This window comes from Xanthobacter sp. YC-JY1, from assembly GCF_021730305.1.
Lineage (GTDB): Bacteria > Pseudomonadota > Alphaproteobacteria > Rhizobiales > Xanthobacteraceae > Xanthobacter > Xanthobacter flavus.
Genome location: NZ_CP032674.1, coordinates 3,945,159 through 3,963,693, shown reverse-complemented (window position 1 = coordinate 3,963,693; position 18,535 = coordinate 3,945,159). Strand labels below are relative to the sequence as shown.

Annotated in this window: 17 protein-coding genes; 2 read left to right on the top strand and 15 right to left on the bottom strand. The window is 67.7% G+C overall.

Going from position 1 to position 18,535, the window contains the following annotated elements; translation table 11 throughout:
* Nucleotides 1-160: 160 nt before the first annotated feature.
* From tkt to D7006_RS18510, 6 genes are all read right to left on the bottom strand, one after another.
* Nucleotides 161-2,224, bottom strand: coding sequence for a transketolase (tkt, locus tag D7006_RS18535; protein WP_371744964.1), 2,064 nt, complete (start codon nucleotides 2,222-2,224; stop codon nucleotides 161-163).
* Nucleotides 2,225-2,481: 257 nt separating this feature from the next.
* A complete protein-coding gene (locus D7006_RS18530) occupies nucleotides 2,482-3,357 on the bottom strand; it encodes a phosphoribulokinase (RefSeq protein WP_237354086.1) in 876 nt (291 codons plus the stop codon).
* Between the two features lie 35 nt (nucleotides 3,358-3,392).
* Nucleotides 3,393-4,487, bottom strand: a complete 1,095-nt coding sequence (locus D7006_RS18525) for a class 1 fructose-bisphosphatase (RefSeq protein WP_237354085.1) — start codon at nucleotides 4,485-4,487, stop codon at nucleotides 3,393-3,395.
* Nucleotides 4,488-4,576: 89 nt separating this feature from the next.
* Nucleotides 4,577-5,530: a CbbX protein gene (cbbX, locus tag D7006_RS18520; RefSeq protein ID WP_169123997.1), complete on the bottom strand. Its 954-nt coding sequence runs from the start codon at nucleotides 5,528-5,530 to the stop codon at nucleotides 4,577-4,579.
* 74 nt (nucleotides 5,531-5,604) lie between these two features.
* A complete protein-coding gene (locus D7006_RS18515) occupies nucleotides 5,605-6,006 on the bottom strand; it encodes a ribulose bisphosphate carboxylase small subunit (RefSeq protein WP_169123996.1) in 402 nt (133 codons plus the stop codon).
* Nucleotides 6,007-6,017: 11 nt separating this feature from the next.
* The gene (locus D7006_RS18510) at nucleotides 6,018-7,484 is read right to left on the bottom strand and encodes a form I ribulose bisphosphate carboxylase large subunit (RefSeq protein ID WP_169123995.1); all 1,467 of its coding nucleotides are present in this window, start codon (nucleotides 7,482-7,484) and stop codon (nucleotides 6,018-6,020) included.
* 94 nt (nucleotides 7,485-7,578) lie between these two features.
* Between D7006_RS18510 and D7006_RS18505 the strand changes: the two genes are divergently transcribed.
* Nucleotides 7,579-8,541 (top strand): LysR family transcriptional regulator, encoded by a 963-nt coding sequence (locus D7006_RS18505; protein WP_237354084.1) that lies wholly within the window; start codon nucleotides 7,579-7,581, stop codon nucleotides 8,539-8,541.
* A gap of 67 nt (nucleotides 8,542-8,608) precedes the next feature.
* Here the strand turns inward: D7006_RS18505 and D7006_RS18500 are convergent, their stop codons facing one another.
* From D7006_RS18500 to D7006_RS18460, 9 genes are all read right to left on the bottom strand, one after another.
* Nucleotides 8,609-9,391, bottom strand: a complete 783-nt coding sequence (locus tag D7006_RS18500; RefSeq protein WP_237354083.1) for an SRPBCC domain-containing protein — start codon at nucleotides 9,389-9,391, stop codon at nucleotides 8,609-8,611.
* 116 nt (nucleotides 9,392-9,507) lie between these two features.
* The gene (yidC, locus tag D7006_RS18495; protein WP_237354082.1) at nucleotides 9,508-11,346 is read right to left on the bottom strand and encodes a membrane protein insertase YidC; all 1,839 of its coding nucleotides are present in this window, start codon (nucleotides 11,344-11,346) and stop codon (nucleotides 9,508-9,510) included.
* The gene (gene rnpA, locus D7006_RS18490) at nucleotides 11,339-11,893 is read right to left on the bottom strand and encodes a ribonuclease P protein component (protein ID WP_237354081.1); all 555 of its coding nucleotides are present in this window, start codon (nucleotides 11,891-11,893) and stop codon (nucleotides 11,339-11,341) included. Before rnpA ends, yidC begins: the two co-directional genes overlap by 8 nt.
* A gap of 44 nt (nucleotides 11,894-11,937) precedes the next feature.
* Nucleotides 11,938-12,072 carry a 50S ribosomal protein L34 gene (gene rpmH / locus D7006_RS18485; protein ID WP_024280417.1) on the bottom strand — a complete coding sequence of 45 codons (135 nt, stop codon included), beginning with the start codon at nucleotides 12,070-12,072 and terminating at the stop codon, nucleotides 11,938-11,940.
* Between the two features lie 234 nt (nucleotides 12,073-12,306).
* A complete protein-coding gene (gene pheT / locus D7006_RS18480) occupies nucleotides 12,307-14,721 on the bottom strand; it encodes a phenylalanine--tRNA ligase subunit beta (protein ID WP_237354080.1) in 2,415 nt (804 codons plus the stop codon).
* A 12-nt stretch (nucleotides 14,722-14,733) separates the two neighbouring features.
* The gene (gene pheS, locus D7006_RS18475; RefSeq protein ID WP_237354079.1) at nucleotides 14,734-15,846 is read right to left on the bottom strand and encodes a phenylalanine--tRNA ligase subunit alpha; all 1,113 of its coding nucleotides are present in this window, start codon (nucleotides 15,844-15,846) and stop codon (nucleotides 14,734-14,736) included.
* Between the two features lie 180 nt (nucleotides 15,847-16,026).
* Entirely contained in the window at nucleotides 16,027-16,389 is a 363-nt protein-coding gene (gene rplT / locus D7006_RS18470; protein WP_168459952.1) for a 50S ribosomal protein L20, read from the bottom strand.
* A gap of 28 nt (nucleotides 16,390-16,417) precedes the next feature.
* Nucleotides 16,418-16,618, bottom strand: coding sequence for a 50S ribosomal protein L35 (gene rpmI / locus D7006_RS18465; protein WP_169123990.1), 201 nt, complete (start codon nucleotides 16,616-16,618; stop codon nucleotides 16,418-16,420).
* Between the two features lie 267 nt (nucleotides 16,619-16,885).
* Nucleotides 16,886-17,515 carry a BA14K family protein gene (locus tag D7006_RS18460; RefSeq protein WP_237354078.1) on the bottom strand — a complete coding sequence of 210 codons (630 nt, stop codon included), beginning with the start codon at nucleotides 17,513-17,515 and terminating at the stop codon, nucleotides 16,886-16,888.
* A 250-nt stretch (nucleotides 17,516-17,765) separates the two neighbouring features.
* On the opposite strand from D7006_RS18460, the gene D7006_RS18455 reads away from it, so the two are divergent.
* On the top strand, nucleotides 17,766-18,431 hold the full coding sequence (locus D7006_RS18455; RefSeq protein ID WP_237354077.1) for a BA14K family protein: 666 nt from the start codon (nucleotides 17,766-17,768) through the stop codon (nucleotides 18,429-18,431).
* The last annotated feature ends 104 nt before the right edge of the window (nucleotides 18,432-18,535 follow it).

Genomic DNA, 18,535 nt, shown 5'->3' with positions numbered 1-18,535 from the left:
TCCGTCAGCCCCAGCTTATGCGGGGGTCACGGTGTCGCTTGGCTGCTGTCCATCGCCCTCACCGGTCCGGCGGACCCGGCGCGGGCCGGGTCGATCGCGTCGTACGGTGGCGCCCCCGCCCAGCCCTCCGCCTCGGGCGGGGGAGGGCTTTGATTTGGGCTCATCCTACCGCGCGGCGCACGGCGTCGGCCACAGCTTCCGGTGTAAAGCCGAACAGCGGCCACAGGTCCTTTTCCGGCGCCGATTCGCCGAAGCGGTCGATGCCGATGGCGATGATGCCGTCGGCGCGGGTGCCGGAGAGGCCGCGCCAGCCGCGGGTGACGCCCGCCTCCACCGCCACCACCGGCACGCCCTTCGGGAAGAGCGCGGCACGCTCGGTCTCGGTCAGCGCCTCGAAACGCTCGCGACAGGGCATGGAGACGATGCGGGTGGGAATGCCCGCGGTGTCGAGCAGGTCCGCCGCTGCAACCGCCAGCTTCACTTCCGAGCCGGTGGCGACGAGCACGGCGCGGGCGAGGCCCTCGCTCTCGCGCAGCACGTAGGCGCCGGCCTCAATGGCTTCGAGCTGGGCCGTGTCCCGCGGCCAGCACGGTAGGTTCTGCCGCGACAGGATGAAGGCGCTTGGCCCGTCCGTGCGCGTCAAGGCGGCATGCCAGGCGGCCAGCGTTTCCACGGTGTCGGCGGGGCGCCAGACATCGAGGTTGGGGATGAGGCGCAGGCTCTCCACATGCTCCACCGGCTGGTGTGTGGGGCCGTCCTCGCCAAGGCCGATGGAATCGTGGGTAAGGATGTAGATGACCCGCTGACCCATCAGCGCGCTCATGCGCATGGCGTTGCGGGCATAGTCCGAGAACACCAGGAAGGTGGCGACGAAGGGGATGAACCCGCCGTGCAGCGCGATGCCGTTGGCGATGGCCGACATGCCGAACTCGCGCACGCCGTAGAAGATCTGGTTGCCGGCCGGATCGCGGGTGATCGGCACGGCACCGGGGAAGGTGGTGAGGTTGGAATGGGCGAGGTCCGCCGAGCCGCCGAGGAATTCCGGCACCGCCGGGGCGAGGGCGGCAAGGGCGAGCTGGCTCGCCTTGCGGGTGGCCACCGTCTCGGCCTTCTCCACGGTGGCCTTCAGGGCCGCCTCGTAGGTCGCGGCGAAGGCGGGGGAGAGGTCGCCTTTGAGCCGGCGGCGGAATTCGGCGGCCTCGGCAGGATAGGCGCGCTCATAGGCTTCCATGCGCGCATCCCATGCCGACTGCCGGGCGGCACCGGAGCGGCGGGCATCCCACAAGGCGTAGATGTCCTCCGGCACCTCGAAGGGCGCATGGTCCCAGCCCATGGCGGCGCGGGTGCGGGCGATCTCCTCGGCGCCGAGCGGGGCGCCGTGGGTGTCCTGGTGGCCTTCCTTGGTGGGCGCGCCGCGGCCGATGGTGGTCTTGCAGCAGATCAGCGTCGGCTTGCCGGTCTCGGACAGCGCCGCCTCCACCGCATCGCGCAGCATGGCGGGGTCGTGACCGTCCACGTTGCGGATCACCTGCCAGCCATAGGCGGCGAAGCGGGCCGGCGTGTCGTCCGGGAACCACTCTTCCACCTTGCCGTCGATGGAGATGCCGTTGTCGTCATAGAAGGCGACGAGCTTGCCGAGGCCGAGGCGTCCGGCCAGCGAGCAGGCCTCGTGGCTCACGCCTTCCATCAGGCAACCGTCGCCGAGGAAGACGAAGGTGCGGTGATCGACGATGGAAAGCCCCGGCCGGTTGAACTGGGCAGCCAGCGTCTTCTCCGCGATGGCCATGCCCACCGCATTGGCGAGGCCCTGGCCGAGCGGGCCGGTGGTGGTCTCCACGCCCGGCGTCATGCCGAGTTCGGGGTGGCCGGGGGTGCGCGAATGCAATTGGCGGAAGCGCTTCAGCTCGGCGATGGGCAGATCGTAGCCGGTGAGGTGAAGCAGCGCGTAGATCAACATGGAGCCGTGCCCGTTGGAGAGCACGAAGCGATCGCGGTCGGGCCAGGAGGGATCTGCCGGATTGTGCCGCAGATGCTCCCGCCAGAGCACGGCGGCGATCTCCGCCATGCCCATGGGGGCACCGGGATGGCCCGACTTCGCCTGCTCCACGCCGTCCATGGCGAGCGCACGCAGGGCCGCCGTCACCGGCCAGCCGAGCGCACCGGGAGAACGGTCGACGGGCGCCGGGGCTTCGGCAGCGGCAACAGCAGCAGCGTGGGCGGTCATGGTCTTCTCCCTTGGGCTCGGGACCCCGCACACCATCTCCCGGCGCCGCCGGGTGGGAGGGAAGGGGCTGCCAGTTGTCGTTTACGCAAAACGCGCGCCATCACGTGCCGGAAGAAGCGCTCGGCTTCGATCCGGAAAGGGTGGGGGGAGGGCAGCAGCCACGCGTCCAAGGTCGCCCGGGCTTCGGGGCTCAAGAACGTGCCACCCTCCCCCCTCGCCCTCCCCCCGGCGCGGGGGAGGGGAGTTACGCACCCGCCTCAGCCGGCGCGGCGCTTCCTGTCCATCAACTTCATGATGAGCGGGGTCAGCAGGAGCTGCATGGCGAGATCCTGCTTGTTGCCGGGGATGACGATGGAGTTCGCCCGCGACATGAAGCTGTTGTGGATCATCGACAGCAGATAGGGGAAATCGATGCCGTGCGGGTCGCGGAAGCGGATCACGACCATCGACTCGTCCGGTGTCGGGATCCAGCGGGCGACGAACGGGTTGGAGGTGTCCACCGTCGGCACGCGCTGGAAGTTGATGTCGGTCTCGGTGAATTGCGGGCAGATGTAGCGCACGTAATCGGGCATGCGCCGCATGATGGTGTCGGTCACGTCCTCGGTGGAATAGCCGCGGGTGGCCTTGTCGCGGTGGATCTTCTGGATCCACTCCAGGTTGATCACCGGCACCACGCCGATCTTCAGGTCGGCATGCTGGGCGAGGTTCAGTTCGTCGGTGACGACGGCCCCGTGCAGACCCTCGTAGAACAGGATGTCGGTGCCCTGCTCCAGATCTTCCCAGTCAGTGAAACGGCCGGGTTCGGTGTTGTACAGCTTGGCCTCGCCGGCATCGTGGACATAGTGGCGGAAGCGGCCGGAGCCGGTCGCCCCATAGTCCTTGAACAGCTGGGCCAGATCGTCGAGCCGGTTGGTCTCGGGCGAGAAGTGGCTGAAATGCTTGTTGCCCTTGGCCGCCTCGGCGGCCATCAGCTCGCGCATCTCATAGCGGTCGTAGCGGTGGAAGCTGTCGCCTTCCACGAAGGCCGCCTTGACCTTCTCGCGATAGAAGATCTGCTCGAAGGTCCGCTTCACGGAGGTCGTTCCGGCGCCCGACGATCCGGTGACGACGATGATGGGGTGCTTGATGGACATGGGATGCTCGAATTCCGAAGGTCAGGGGGCGCGGGTCAGATGAACAGTCCGCGCCGGGCGAACAGCGGCGAGCGCTCGCCGTGGCCGTTCGGCTCGAGGTGATAGCGGCTGACGCGGGCCACCTCGTCGCGCGAGCCGAAGATGAACGGCACGCGCTGGTGCAGGGCGTCGGCGGTCAGATCGAGGATCGCACCCCGGCCGTCGGTGGCCGAACCGCTCGCCTGTTCCATCAGGAAGGCGACGGGGAAGGCCTCGTAGAGCAGGCGAAGGCGGCCGTGGGTGTAGCCCTTCCGGCCATCGCCCGGATAGAGATAGATGCCGCCACGCTGGAAGATGCGATGCGCGTCCGCCACCATGGAGGCCACCCAGCGCATGTTGAAGTCGCGCTCCCGCGGGCCCTTCTTGCCGGCGAGGCAGTCGTCCACATAGTCGCGCACCGGCACGTCCCAGTGGTGGTAGTTGGACATGTTGATGGCGAATTCGGCCGCGCCCTCCTTCACCTTCACCTCGGCATCGACCAGACGGAAGAGACCGGCGCGGTCGAGGGCGAAGTGCCAGGTGCCGGCGCCGAGCGTCAGCATCATCGCGGTGTGGGGGCCGTAGACCACATAGCCGGCGGCCAGCATGTCCCGCCCGTTCTGCAGGAAGGCAGAAGGTTCGGACGCATCGGCGCCTTCGGGGCGCGGGAAGACGGCGAAGATGGTGCCGACCGAGATGTCGGTGTCGATGTTGGACGAGCCGTCCAGCGGGTCGATGGCGACGAGCAGCGGCGCGGTGGGGTCGAGCAGAACCGGGGCGTCGTTCTCCTCGGACGCCACCCCCGCGACCGGCGCCGCCCTCAGCGCGCCGATGACAATGTCGTTGGAGATGACGTCGAGCGCCTTCTGGCCTTCGCCGGCCTCGCCGGAGGAGAGGGTGCGGGCGAGATCGCCGGCGAGCGGCCCCTCGGCGATGGCGGCGGCCAGCGACGCGCAGCCGGTGGCGAGGGCGCAGACGGTATCCGCGACGGCGCGGCGGCGGGCATCGGCACCTGCCCACTCGTCGAGCATGACGGTGAGGGTGATACGCGAGGCTGCGACACCTGCAGCCTGGGCAACTGCGGCCCGATGGTCTGCGTTCGGCTCCAACATGGCAGGTCTCCCTGAGGGCTCCTCCGCGCGGCCCGTTCAGCGGGCCGTCACAGGTTTTATTCTTGGGTCGTCTTCGGTCCCGCGGCGGATTATTCCGTCTGGGGCTTGTAGTTCGGGGCGTCGATGCCGCCGGCAAACACCCGGCTGGCGCGGACATCCCCCTCGGAAATGGTCGACAGCGCAGCGCGGTCGGCAAACCCGCCGTCCTCGAACAGGCGCAGCGACTGGCGCAGCCGCATGCGGTCGAGGGCGTTGCGGATCGAGCGCGCATTGGCGAAGTTCGGCTGCAGCCGGCGCTTGGCCACATATTCCTCGATCGCGACCTCGGCCTCGGGGCTGAAGGCATAGTCGGCATCGGCCGCCATGGTCTTGGCGATCTCCACCAGCTCGGCGTCCTCATAGTCCGGGAAGTCGATGTGGTGGGCGATGCGGGAGCGGAAGCCGGGATTGCTCTCGAAGAAGCGGTCCATGCGGTCCTTGTAGCCCGCGAGGATCACCACGAGATCGTCCCGCTGGTTTTCCATCACCTGCAGCAGAATCTCGATGGCTTCCTGACCGTAATCCCGCTCGTTCTCGGGCCGGTACAGATAATAAGCCTCGTCTATGAACAGGACCCCGCCCATGGCCTTCTTAAGAATCTCTTTGGTCTTCGGTGCCGTGTGGCCGATATATTGACCCACGAGATCGTCTCGCGTCACCGAGACAAGATGACCCCGCCGCACATATCCAAGGCGGTGGAGGATCTGCGCCATCTTGAGGGCGACGGTGGTCTTGCCGGTGCCGGGATTGCCGGTGAACGCCATGTGCAGCGTCGGCGCGCCGGAGGTGAGGCCCAGCTTTTCGCGGGCCCGGCCGATGACGAGGTGGGCGGCGATCTCGCGGATGCGCCGCTTGACGGGCTTGAGCCCGATCAGGCCCTCGTCCAGTTCGGCGAGAAATTCGGGGACTTCGCTCTCGGTGAAGAGAGCGCCGAGGTCGAGCCTGCCCTCGGCAGCCTCAGCCGGCAACGCGGCGGACGGTGCGGATGTGGCAACATCGAGCATGACTCGAACCTCGGCGTTAAGTGGCGCGGTGGGAACGGCCGCGCTGGTGAAGCTCGAAAAGTGGATCGTGAAGATCAGCCGGCCGCGTAGGCCCGGTTCTGCAGCGCATAACGCTGGGTGCGGCCGGGGCCCTCGGTGCGGTCGAGGCGGAAGCCGTCTTCTTTCGCCGGGCGCTGCACGATGAAGGACAGGCGGATCGTCTCCCACCCGCGGGTGGAGTCGAAGGCGTTCACCCGGACATAGAGACCGGGATGGGCGGCACGGCAGGCCTCGACCTCGCCGTAGACGCCGGCGGCATCGCGCAGGTCGAACATGGGCAGGCCCCACATCTCCCAATAGGTGTTCCGGGGATGCGGATCGTCCGTGTACTCGACCGAAACCGCCCAGTTCTGGTCCAGCGCATACTGGATCTGGGCCTTGACCTGGGCCGCCGTGAGGTCGGGCAGGAAGGAGAAGGTGCCTTGGGTGATGCGCATGTCTCTTCTCCTCAGGCGACGGACGCGGTGGGCACGAAGTCGGACGTGTCGGTGGAGGCGTAGTTGAAGGTCACCTCGCCCCAGGTATCGAGCGCGGCGCGCAGCGGCTGGCACCACTTGGCGGCCTCGATCAGGATTTCCGGACCTTCGTTCTTGATGTCCCGGCCCTCGTTGCGGGCGAGGATCATGGTCTCCAGCGCGACGCGGTTGGCGATGGCGCCGGCCTGGATGCCATCGGGATGGCCGATGGTGCCGCCACCGAACTGAAGCACCACATCCTCGCCGAACAGGTCGATGAGCTGGTGCATCTGGCCGGCGTGGATGCCGCCCGAAGCCACCGGCATGACCTTGCGCAGGCCCGCCCAATCCTGGTCGAAGAAGATGCCGCGGGTGTAGTCGGTCTTGGTCACGGTCTCGCGGCAGACGTTGTAGTAGCCCTGCACGGTCATGGGGTCGCCTTCCAGCTTGCCCACGGCGGTGCCGGTGTGCAGATGGTCGACGCCGGCGAGGCGCAGCCACTTGGCGATGACGCGGAACGAGATGCCGTGGCCCTTCTGGCGCGTGTAGGTGCCATGGCCTGCGCGGTGCATGTGCAGCAGCACGTCGTTCTCGCGGCACCAGTTGGAGATGGACTGGATCGCGGTCCAGCCCACGATGAGGTCCACCATCACCACCACGGAGCCCAGCTCCTTGGCGAACTCGGCGCGGCGGTACATCTCTTCCATGGTGCCGGCGGTGATGTTGAGGTAGTGCCCCTTCACCTCGCCGGTCTCGGCCTGCGCCTTGTTGACGGCTTCCATGCAGTAGAGGAAGCGGTCGCGCCAGTGCATGAAGGGCTGCGAGTTGATGTTCTCGTCATCCTTCACGAAGTCGAGCCCGCCCTTGAGGCCCTCGTAAACCACGCGGCCGTAATTCTTGCCGGAAAGACCCAGCTTCGGCTTGGTGGTGGCGCCGAGCAGCGGGCGGCCGAACTTGTCGAGGCGCTCGCGCTCCACCACGATGCCGGTGGGCGGGCCACGGAAGGTCTTCACATAGGCGACGGGGAGGCGCATGTCCTCCAGGCGGCAGGCCTTCAGCGGCTTGAACGAGAAGACGTTGCCGATGATCGAGGCGGTGAGGTTGGCGATAGAGCCTTCCTCGAACAGGTCGAGCTCATAGGCCACCCAGCAGAAATACTGCCCCGGCTGGCCCGGCACCGGCTCCACCTTGTAGGCCTTGGCGCGGTACATGTCGGCGGCGGTGAGGCGGTCGGTCCACACCACGGTCCAGGTCGCGGTGGAGCTTTCGCCGGCAACGGCCGCTGCGGCCTCGATGGGGTCCACGCCGTCCTGGGGGGTGACGCGGAACAGGGCCAGGATGTCGGTGTCCTTGGGCTGGTAGTCGCCATCCCAGTAGCCCATCTGCGCGTACTTCAGCACGCCTGCGGCGTACCTCTTCTTGGCGTCCTTGATCTGCCCGATGGCGGCGTCGGCACCCATGATGGCGGCCCTCCTGTTTGTTGAGGTGACCTTGCCCCAGCGCCGATTTCAGGTAAATTTAAATGACATGAAGTAGGCATTCAGGAAATCTGAAGTGGCACCCCACTGGACGCTCCGCCAGCTCCGCCTCGTGGCTCTCGCCGCGGCCTCCGGCTCCTATGCCAAAGCCGCGCAGGACATGGGTTTGAGCCCGCCTGCGGTCACCGCGCAGATGAAGGTGCTGGAGGAGGACATCGGCGTCCCGGTGTTCGAGCGGGTGGATGGCCGTCTGCGACCGACCGCCGCTGGACAGGAGCTTCTTTCCGCTCAGGAGCGGATCGCGCGGGCCCTGTCGGAGGCGGAGCGGGCGATCGCGGCGTTGAAGAGCCCCGAGCGCGGATCGGTGGTGGTGGGGGTGGTGTCCACCGCCAAATATTTCGCCCCCATGGCGCTCGCCGCCTTTCGCCGCCGCCGGCCGGAAATCGAGCTCCGGCTTATCATCGGCAACCGCGAGGACATCATCCGGGGCATTGTCAGCCTTGATTTCGACGTGGCCATCATGGGCCGTCCGCCGCCGGCGCTGGAGGCGGAAACGCGGCTGATCGGCGACCATCCGCACATCATCGTCGCGCCCGTGGACCATCCCCTGTTCAAGCGGCGCAAGCGAATCACCCCGGCCGATCTCACCCGCGAATCGCTGCTGGTGCGCGAGCCCGGTTCCGGCACGCGGATGCTGATGGAGCGGGTGTTCGAGGAGGCGGGGGCGCCCAATCCCCCCATCGCCATGGAGATCGGCTCCAACGAGACCATCAAGCAGTCGGTGATGGCCGGCCTCGGCCTCGCATTCATCTCCGCCCACACGGTGGCGGCGGAGGTGGCGGACGGCCGGCTGCGTGTGCTGGAGGTGGAGGGGCTGCCGGTGGTGCGCCAGTGGCTGGCGGTGCGCGCGCGCGACAAGCGCCTGCTGCCGGCCGGACAGGCGCTGATGGATTTCCTCGAGCGCGAAGGAGCAAGCTTCCTGCCGCAAATGCCGGGCGGGGAGGGCGGGCGCTGCTATCTTCCGGAGGCTCGCGTCTAGAGCGTCTCCCAGTCTCATGGAATCGGGGAGACGCTCCAGATCCTTGGTTTGCTGCGCTTGCGGGCCGTCAGGCAGCCGGCGCGGCCATCTGGAAGGGCACACCTGTCTCGACGAGGGTCTTGAGCCGGGACAATCCCTCCGGCCAGCCATGCACCACGGCCTTGGAGGTTGCGGTCTCTCCGTCGAAATCGTCGTGAATGAGCGTCAGCTTGCAGGCATCCGCGCCGATCGGCGCGATCTCCCATGTGACCCGCGAAGGCCGATCCGCCGCTACGTCCGGCGCCCACTGGGCGTGGAAGGACAGGACAAGCCGATGCGGCGGCTCCATTTCCAGGATGGTGCAGGCGATGACCTGCCGATCGCCCATGTAATAGCTCCGCGCGCCGCCGGTCCGCCATTCGGTCCGGCTGGTCATGTTGAAGTGCTCATAGAGCGGTGTTTTCGCATCGTCCGTCAGCACGTCCCAAAGGGCTTGAGGCGTCGCCTTGATGAACAGCTCGTAGATGTGCTTCGGCGCGGTGGAACTCATCGGATTGTTCTCCAGAAGAAGCTTCAGGCCGGTCATCGCCGCCACATGCGGCGCGGCATAACGGGAAATCCAGCGGTCGGCGACGAGCTGGATGGGAGCCGGGTTGAGATAGTGGTGCTTCTCGCGGCCCACTTTCCGGGTGAGGAGGAGGTGCGCTTCCTCCAGCACCTTGAGGTGTTTCATCACGCCGAAGCGGGTGAGGGTGGTGTGTGGCTTCAGCGCCTGCTCCAGCTCGCCAAGCGTCCGCCCATCGTGCTCCCGTAGCAGATCGAGCACCGTTCGCCGGACGGGGTTGGACAGGGCGGCGAAGATGTCATCCATGGGCGCATTATGTTCCAATATAGTCACGTGTCAATAGAGTCACATATCACGTCAAAACAGAAACGCCGCGCTCGGAGGAGCGCGGCGTTTCGATCCCGTTCGAAACAGCAGTGCGTCTATCCCTTCGCCGCCTGTTTCTTGCCGAGGCCGAGGGCCCCCTTGATGTTGTCCCACAGCTCGATCTTCACCCCGTTGCGCCGCATGATGACGGCCTGCTGGGTGACGGAGAGCGTGTTGTTCCAGGCCCAGTAGATCACCAGGCCGGCGGCGAAGTGCGCCAGCATGAAGGTGAAGATGATGGGCATCCAGTTGAAGATCATCTGCTGGGTCGGGTCCGGCGGGGCCGGGTTCAGCTTCATCTGCACCCACATGGTCACGCCCATGATGAGCGGCCAAGCGCCGAGCAGGAGATAGCTGCCGATGACCGGCACGGAGCCCGGATCCCAGGGGATCAGCCCGAACAGGTTGAACACGGTGGTCGGGTCGGGCGCCGAGAGGTCGCGGATCCAGCCGAAGAACGGCGCATGCCGCATCTCGATGGTGACGAACAGCACCTTGTAGAGGGCGAAGAACACCGGGATCTGGATCAGGATGGGCAGGCACCCCGCCACCGGATTGATCTTCTCCTTCTTGTACAGCTCCATCATCGCCTGTTGCTGCTTCACCTTGTCGTCGGCGTAGCGCTCGCGGATGGAGGTGAGTTCCGGCTGCACCGCCTTCATCTTCGCCATGGAGGCGTAGGACTTGTTGGCCAGCGGGAAGAAGATGCCCTTCAGCAGCACCGTCACCACCAGGATGGCGACGCCGAAATTGCCGACGACGCGATAGATCCAGTCGATGACGAGGAACAGCGGCTTGGTGATGAAATAGAACCAGCCCCAGTCGATCAGCCGGTCGAAGCGGTCGATCTTGTAGGTCTCGGCATAGCCGTCCACCACCTGCACCACCTTGGCGCCGGCGAAGAGCTGGCCGGAGGAGGTGATCTTGCTGCCCGGCTCCACCGTGAGCGGCTGGGCGAGATAGTCGGTCTGGAAGGTCTGCTGGCCGTTGATCATGGCCGAGGAGAACTTGGCGTCCACCTTCACGCTCTGATCGGGAATGACGGTCGCCGCCCAGTACTTGTCGGTGATGCCGAGCCAGCCGCCGGTGGCGGAGAAGGCGAGGGGCTTCTCCTTGTCCATCTTGGCGTAGGTGACTTCCTGCAGGCCGTTGTCGCCGAGGACGCCGATCAGGCCCTCATGCAGGATGTAGAAGCCGGCCACGTGCGGCACGCCGTGCCGCGAGACGAGGGCGTAGGGATAGAGGGTGGCGGCGGCGGCGCCCTTGTTCTCCACCTCGTCCTTCACCGCGAACATGTAATGGTCGTCGATGGTGAAGGTGCGGCGGAAGGTCAGGCCCTGCCCGTTGTCCCAGGTAAGGACGAGGGGGGTCTTCTCGGTCAGGGTCGCGCCGGGCTGCACGGTCCAGAGCGTGTCAGGGCCGGGAACGGCGACGCCGGCACCGGCGGCCGAGGTCCAGCCGAATTCCGCATAGAAGGGGTTGGGACCGCCCGACGGCGACAGGAGCACGATGTTCGGGCTCTTGGGGTCCACCGTCTCGTGGTACTCGGTCAGCAGCAGGTCGTCCGCGCGGGCGCCGCGCAGCGAGATCGAGCCGCTGAGGCGCTGGGTGGCGATGGGCGCGCGGGGGGAGGCGGCGATCGCCTCGGCGCGGGTCAGGGCCCGGCCGCCGGGCGCACCGGCCTGGGGCAGGCCCGCGGGGGTCGTTCCCGGAGCGGCGCCCGGCGTCGGCGTGGCGCCGGACTGCGCCTGCTGCTGGGCTGTCTGCTCGATGCGCTGCTGCTCGGCGGCCTGCCGCTGCTTTTCTGCCTGCGGAATGCCGAAGAAGAATTGCCAGCCGATGAGGATCACCATCGACAGGCCGATGGCGATGAACATGTTGCGGTTTTCACTCATGCCGGAGGGTCTCCGTCGGCGGCATCGTCAAGTCGGGATTGTTCGGGCCGGCAGTGCCGGCGGAGCGTGCGGTGTCCTTAGACGCCGGCAGCGACTCTTTTAAGACCCGCGTTTCGCCCGGTCGGGCACGGGACTTGTTCTTCGGGGCATGATCCCGGGGCGCCTTGTCCTTGGGAGCCTTGGGCGCGTGCAGCTTGCGCACGGCGCGTTCCATCTCGGACACGAGGCTGTCGAAGGGGGTGCGCAACGCGGCCTCGCGGGCCACCAGCACATAATCGAAGCCGGGGCGCCCGGCCTCCGGCAACACCCGCTGCACCGCCTCGCGGAGGCGGCGACGGATGCGGTTCCGCACGACGGAATTGCCGGTCTTCTTGGTCACGGTGAAGCCGATACGCACATCTTCCCCATCACCGCGATCGCGGCCTTGCATGAGGAAGGAGGCGACGCCGGCTCGCTCGGCCTTGGCCGCAGCGAGGAAATCACGGCGTTTCTTGAGGCGGTCCAGCCGGCGGAGACGATCCGGATTGAGATCCGAGGGGCGTTCCACGTTGGACGGCTCCCGAAGTCGGGCAGCTCCGCGAGGGTCCACCCTCAGGCGGACAGGCGCTTGCGGCCGTGGGCGCGGCGGGCGGCAATGATCTTGCGGCCGTTGCGGGTCTCCATGCGCGCACGGAAGCCGTGGCGGCGCTTGCGCACGAGCTTGCTGGGTTGGTAGGTGCGCTTCACGGTCAAATCTCCAGATGTCTTGAGGCCGCCTTACGGATCGGACCCCAGCAGCGGCGCTGCGACGGCGATGGTTCGCTGCTGCCCGGCTCGCGGCCCGATCCAGCAGGATCAAGCGGGAATGAGGGCTGGGCTCCGGCCGCCGCAGCCGCCTGAGTTCGGGCTCGGCTTATAGGGGCAGCGGCGGCGCGCGTCAATCCAGAGCATGGGGACAACACGCGCCGCCGGCGCTTCTTATCAGGCGCGAAGCGTTGCGCCCGTCTTCTTCGCCACTTCCGCGACGATGCGGCCGGCGACCTCTTCGATCTCCTTGTCGGTGAGCGTGCGCTCGCGCGGCTGGAGCGTGACCTCCACCGCCACCGACTTCTTGTCGGGATCGATTCCCTTGCCCTCGTAGAGGTCGAACACGCCGACGCCGGTGACGAGCTTCTTGTCCGCGCCCTGCGCGGCCTTGAGGATGTCAGCGGCGGCAACGTCGCGGCCCACGAGGAAGGCGAAGTCGCGCTTCACCGCCTGGAAGGGCGAGAGATCGAGATTCGGCTTGACCCGCGTCGCCTTGGCCTTGGGCTCGGGGATCTTGTCGAGCACGATCTCGAAGGCGACCAGCGGGCCCGTCACGTCCAGGGCCTCCAGCACGGCGGGATGGATCTCGCCGAAATGGGCCACGGCGTTGGAGCCGAGGCGCAGCGTGCCGGAGCGGCCGGGGTGGTACCAGCCGGGGGCATCGGTGGTCACCTGCAGATTCGCCACCGGCGCCCCGCAGGCGGCAAGCGCGGCGAGGGCGTCCGCCTTGGCGTCGAAGGCATCCACAGCCGCCGCATTGCCCGCCCAGTGGCGTCCGCCGCCCGAGGGCTTGGCCGTGCCACGGCGGATGCCGGAGGCGGCCTGGCGCTGGTCGCCGGGGCCGTCGCCGAGGAAGACCTGTCCCACCTCGAACAGGGCTACGTCGCCCGCCCCACGCGCCGCATTGGCGCCTGCCGCCTTGATGAGGCCGGGCAGGAGGCTCGGGCGCATGTCCGACAGGTCGGAGGCGATGGGATTCGACAAAGCGAGGGCGTCGGCGCCGCCGCCGAACAGCCTGGCGGCTTCCTTGGACACGAAGGACCAGGTGACCGCTTCTACCATGCCGCGCGCCGCCAGCGAGCGGCGGGCCTTGCGGCTCCGCAGCTGGAGCGTGGTCAGCACCGCCTTGCGGGCATCCGCCCCGCGCGGCAGCTCGGTGGAGGGCACGCGCTCGAGGCCGAGGATGCGCACCACCTCTTCCACGAGGTCCGCCTTGCCCTCGATGTCGCCACGCCAGGAGGGGGGCACCACCTCAAGCACCGGGGCCGCGCCGGAGACGGCGAAGCCGAGCCTGTCCAGCACGCCGCGAATCTCGTCCTCGGAGGCTTCCAGCCCGGTCAGCCGCTTCACCTCGGTGAGCGGGAAGGCGATGGTGCGGGCCGTGTCGGGCACCGTGCCCGCCAGCACCATCTCGGACGGCTCGCCGCCGCACAGCTCAAGGACGAGGTGGGTGGCGAGGTCGAGGCCCGGCACGGTGAAGGCCGGGTCCACGCCACGCTCGAAGCGGAAGCGGGCATCGGAATTGATGCCGAGCTTGCGGCCGGTCTGGGCGATGTTGATGGCGTCCCAGAGCGCCGATTCGACCACCACGTCGGTGGTGCTCTCATCGCAGCCCGAGTCCTCGCCGCCCATGATGCCGGCAAGGCTCTCTACGCCCTTGTCGTCGGCGATGACGCACATGCTCTCGTCGAGCGTGTAGGTCTTGCCGTCGAGCGCCAGCAGCGTCTCTCCGCCCTTGGCCCGGCGCACCACGAGGTTGCCGGTCACCTTCTTCAGGTCAAAGACGTGGAGCGGGCGGTTGCGGTCGAACGTCATGAAATTGGTGACGTCCACCAGCGCGTTGATGGGGCGCAGGCCGATGGCGCGCAGGCGGTCCTGCAGCCACTGGGGGGAGGGGCCGTTCTTCACGCCCTTCACCACCCGAAGGGCAAAGGCCGGGCAGAGCGGCGAGGTCTCGCCGAACTCCAGCGTCACCTTGAGCGGGGCGGGGAAAGTGCCCTCGACCGGCTTTACCCGCGGCGCCATCAGCTCGCCGAGGCCGGCGGCGGCGAGGTCGCGGGCGACGCCGGAGACGCCGAGGCAGTCGGCGCGGTTGGGCGTCACCGCGATCTCGATCACCGGATCATCGAGCCCGATCACCTGCGCGAACGGCGCGCCCACGGGTGCGTCTTCCGGCAGCTCCAGGATGCCGTCATGCTCCTCGGAAAGGCCCATCTCGCGGGCGGAGCAGAGCATGCCGCGACTTTCCACGTCGCGGATCTTGCCGATCTTCAGTTCCGTGCCGGTGGCGGGGATGACCGTGCCCGGCGCGGCGAAGACGGTCTTGAGGCCCGCCCGCGCGTTCGGCGCACCGCAGACCACCTGGATGGGGTCACCCTTGCCGATGGAAACGGTGCAGACGCGCAGCTTGTCCGCGTTCGGATGCTTCTCGGCGGTCAGCACCTCGCCCACCACGAAGGGCGCGAGCTGCTTCGCCTTGTCCTCCACGCCCTCGACCTCGAGGCCGATGAGGGAAAGGCGCTCCACGATCTGGTCGAATGAGGCGGTGGGCTCGAGGTGATCCTTGAGCCAGGAGTAGGTGAATTTCATGGGTCCTGCTCCTTACGCGCTCAGCCCGCCGGCGAGCGTGGGGAAATCCAGCGGGCGGAAGCCGTAGTGGGAGAGCCAGCGCACGTCGGCTTCGAAGAAGGCGCGAAGGTCGCTCATGCCGTATTTGAGCATGGCGATGCGATCGATGCCCATGCCCCAGGCGAAGCCCTGATACTCGTCCGGGTCGATGCCGCAATTCCTCAGCACGTTGGGATGCACCATCCCGCAGCCGAGGATTTCCAGCCAGTCCGAGCCCTCGCCGAAGCGGATCTCGCCGGGGCGGGAGCGGTCGCACTGGATGTCCACTTCCATGCTGGGCTCGGTGAACGGGAAGAAGGAGGGGCGGAAGCGCATCTTCACGCCCTCCACCTCGAAGAACGACTTGCAGAACTCCTCCAGCACCCACTTGAGGTGGCCAAGGTGCGCGCCCTTGTCGATCACCAGCCCCTCCACCTGATGGAACATGGGCGTGTGGGTCTGGTCCGAATCGCAGCGATAGGTGCGGCCGGGGCAGATGACGCGGATGGGCGGCTTCTTCGCCTGCATGGTGCGCACCTGCACCGGCGAGGTGTGGGTGCGCAGCACCTTGCGCTCGCCGTCCGCGCCGGGCGGCAGGAAGAAGGTGTCGTGCATCTCGCGGGCCGGGTGGCCGGCCGGGAAGTTCAGCGCGGTGAAGTTGTGGAAGTCGTCCTCGATGTCCGGCCCTTCGGCCACCGAGAAGCCCATGTCGGCGAAGATGGCGACCAGCTCTTCCGTCACCTGCGCGATGGGGTGGACGCGGCCGGTCTCGGCGGCGGCGTCGCGCACGGGAAGGGTCACGTCCACCCGCTCGGTGGCGAGGCGCGCCTCCAGAGCGGCGCTCTTCAGGGCGGCGCGGCGGTGGGAGAGGAGGCCCTGCACGGCGTCGCGCAGGCCGTTGATGGCGGGGCCCATCACCTTGCGCTCGTCCGGGCTCATGCCGCCGAGCGACTTCAGGAGTTCCGACACCGAGCCCTTCTTGCCGAGGGCCGCGATGCGCACCTCTTCAAGGCCGGCTTCGTCCTGCGCGCGCAGGATGGCAGAGGAGAGGCTCTCCTGAAGATCTTCGAGGGCGCTCGGATCGGTGGCGGATGGTGTCGCGGACATGGAGCCTATCCCGGAAAGCGGAAGGCCGGCGGGTTGGCCGGCGTCGGGTCGCGCCGCTTATAGACGGGCCGCGCCCAATGGCAAAAGCCCCGGACGGACGATCCGCACGGGGCTCTTGAAGGTCTCGGAAAAGACGGGAGGAGAAAGCTACGCCCTGGCATGGAGCCTTGGGCGCGGCAATCAGGCCAGGGCGGCCTTGGCCTTCTCCACCAGGGCCTTGAACGCGTCGGGCTCGTGGATGGCGATATCCGAGAGCACCTTGCGATCGACCTCGATCCCGGCCTTGCCGAGACCATCGATAAATCGCGAATAGGTCAGGTCCAGATCAAGCGCGCGCACACCGGCGTTGATGCGCTGGATCCAGAGCGCGCGGAAGTTGCGCTTCTTCACCTTGCGATCGCGGTAGGCATACTGCATCGACCGTTCGACGGCCGACTTCGCAGCGCGGATGGTATTCTTGCGACGGCCGTAAAAGCCCTTTGCGGCTTTGTAGACCTTCTTGTGCTTGGCGTGTGAGGTAACGCCACGTTTCACGCGGGCCATGGAAAAGCTCCTTCAGATCGCAGTGGCGTCAGCCGTTCGGCAGGAACGACTTGCGGATGATCCGTCCGTCGCACTCGGCGAGGATGGTCGTGCCGCGCTGGTTGCGGATCTGGTTGTTGGTCCGCTTGATCATGCCATGGCGCTTGCCGGCCTGACCCGCGATCACTTTTCCCGTACCCGTCAGACGGAAGCGTTTCTTCGCTCCCGACTTGGTCTTCATCTTGGGCATTTGGCTCTCCGTGGCATGGGTCCTCGCCCGCGAGGGCGGTGGACGCTCAGCCTCTTGTTGCTGTTGAGCGGTATGAGCCAGCGCGGCAGCCCTTAATCGCCGGCCGGCTCGAAGGCGGCAGTCGTTACAGGAGCGTGAGCATAAAGGCAAGGGCCGGGCGGCCAACCGGGCCGGGAGAGGCGGCGGGAAGGGGAACGCGGCGAGGCATGGGCACACGAAAAAGGCCGCCGCGCAAGGCGGCGACCTTTCGTTGAGCTTCAACACGCCTCAGGGGCAGGGGTGCTGAAGCCCGTCATAGCCGGTGTAGGTGCCGGTGGCGGGGTTGTAGGAGCGGAATCGCTGGGCGCAGTAGGCCACCCCGTCGCCGCCGCCGCCCGAATTGGCCGCCGCCGCACCCGCCGCCGCGCCGATGGCGAGACCGGCGATGCCCGCCGCAATCCACGCGCCATTGTTGTTGCGGTAGTACCAGCCGCCATTGCGCCAGTAAGGACGCCCCCAGCGGGCGTGATAGCCGGGCCGCGGGCCGTGCCACCCGGGGCGAGCGTAGCCGGGACGGTTATAGCCGGGACGGCCATAGCCCGGACGTCCGTATCCCGGGCCCCGAGCCGGCCCACGGACCGCCTGGCCCGGGCCGCGTCCTGGCCCGCGTACCGCCGGGCCCGGCCCACGCCCGGGTCCGCGAACGCCCGGCGCCCGGTTGGGGCCGCCCCGGCGGTCCTGCACCGCCTCGGGCGCAGCGGCCTGGACGTTCATGGATGAGGCACCGGCCCTCAGCGCCTGAGCCGAGGCGGCCGGAGCCGTCGCCACGGCGGCCATACCGACGCTGGAGGCGACGAGGGCAGCAGAGGTGAGGCCGACGGTGATCCGCCGGAAGGTCTTGCGCAACAGATTGGGCATGCCGAACTCCTTATGATGCCACGTCAACGCTCCGGGTGACGCAAGGATGCCCCCTCTCACGCATGCGTGATCGTGGGCGGCAGGTAATCGCGGAAAAGCACCAGTTCGCCGCTTTCCAGCCGCAAGTTCCGCAACGTCCGCGAAACATTCGACACAAAGGACGCTGAAGATAGAAAGTGTTGAGGGAGTGAAGATCATGTTCGGCACAAGAAGGGTGGCATTGTTTGCCGCGGCGGCGGTCGCAGGCGGCATGCTTTCGCTTTCGGTTCCCGTCGCGAATGCACAAGCGCTGCGCCTTGGCCTTGCCAATCCCGCGATGGCCAATGTGGGCACCGTGGATCAGGTGGCTTGGCGCGGCGGCGGTGGCCCGCGCGTGGGGGGCGTGCGCATGGGCGGGCCCCGCGTCGGCTATGGTGGCCGTCCGGGTTATGTCGGCCGCCCCGGCTTCGTCGGTCGTCCCGGCTTCGTGGGTCGTCCCGGCTACGTGGGGCGCCCTGGCTATGTGGGCCGTCCCGGTTTCGTCGGCCGTCCCGGCTATGTACGTCCCGCTTATGCGGGCGGTTGGGGACCGGGCCGTCCCGGCTGGGGTCCCGGCCGTCCGGGATGGGGACCCGGTGGTCCCGGTTGGGGTCATCCGGGTTGGCGCCCGCCGCCGGGCGCGTGGGGTCCGGGGCCGTGGCGTCCGGGTTGGGGCTGGTATCGTCCCGGCTGGGGCTGGGGCTACTACAACAATACCGGCGCCTGGATCGCGCTCGGCGTCGCCAGCGGCCTGGCCCTGGGCGCCGTGGCGGCGGCCAATGCGGAGCCGGTCTACACCAACGACGCGGTGGCGTACTGCATGTCGCGGTTCCGCTCGTATAACCCGAACACCGGCACCTACACCGGCTATGACGGGTTCCAGCACCCCTGCCCGTGAGGGAAGCGCGGCCGCACTGTCGGCCGCGATCCTCGATCAGGCGAGTGAAACGAGAAAAGCCCGGCGCGCTGCGCCGGGCTTTTTCTTTACCGCCCCCGATCCCG

Coding starts and splice junctions, on each gene's coding strand:
- tkt (WP_371744964.1), bottom strand. CDS start 2,224: ATGACCGCCCACGCTGCTGCTGTTGCCGCTGCCGAAGCCCCGGCGCCC.
- D7006_RS18530 (WP_237354086.1), bottom strand. CDS start 3,357: ATGTCCATCAAGCACCCCATCATCGTCGTCACCGGATCGTCGGGCGCC.
- D7006_RS18525 (WP_237354085.1), bottom strand. CDS start 4,487: ATGTTGGAGCCGAACGCAGACCATCGGGCCGCAGTTGCCCAGGCTGCA.
- cbbX (WP_169123997.1), bottom strand. CDS start 5,530: ATGCTCGATGTTGCCACATCCGCACCGTCCGCCGCGTTGCCGGCTGAG.
- D7006_RS18515 (WP_169123996.1), bottom strand. CDS start 6,006: ATGCGCATCACCCAAGGCACCTTCTCCTTCCTGCCCGACCTCACGGCG.
- D7006_RS18510 (WP_169123995.1), bottom strand. CDS start 7,484: ATGGGTGCCGACGCCGCCATCGGGCAGATCAAGGACGCCAAGAAGAGG.
- D7006_RS18500 (WP_237354083.1), bottom strand. CDS start 9,391: ATGGATGACATCTTCGCCGCCCTGTCCAACCCCGTCCGGCGAACGGTG.
- yidC (WP_237354082.1), bottom strand. CDS start 11,346: ATGAGTGAAAACCGCAACATGTTCATCGCCATCGGCCTGTCGATGGTG.
- pheT (WP_237354080.1), bottom strand. CDS start 14,721: ATGAAATTCACCTACTCCTGGCTCAAGGATCACCTCGAGCCCACCGCC.
- pheS (WP_237354079.1), bottom strand. CDS start 15,846: ATGTCCGCGACACCATCCGCCACCGATCCGAGCGCCCTCGAAGATCTT.
- rplT (WP_168459952.1), bottom strand. CDS start 16,389: ATGGCCCGCGTGAAACGTGGCGTTACCTCACACGCCAAGCACAAGAAG.
- rpmI (WP_169123990.1), bottom strand. CDS start 16,618: ATGCCCAAGATGAAGACCAAGTCGGGAGCGAAGAAACGCTTCCGTCTG.
- D7006_RS18460 (WP_237354078.1), bottom strand. CDS start 17,515: ATGCCCAATCTGTTGCGCAAGACCTTCCGGCGGATCACCGTCGGCCTC.
- D7006_RS18455 (WP_237354077.1), top strand. CDS start 17,766: ATGCTTTCGCTTTCGGTTCCCGTCGCGAATGCACAAGCGCTGCGCCTT.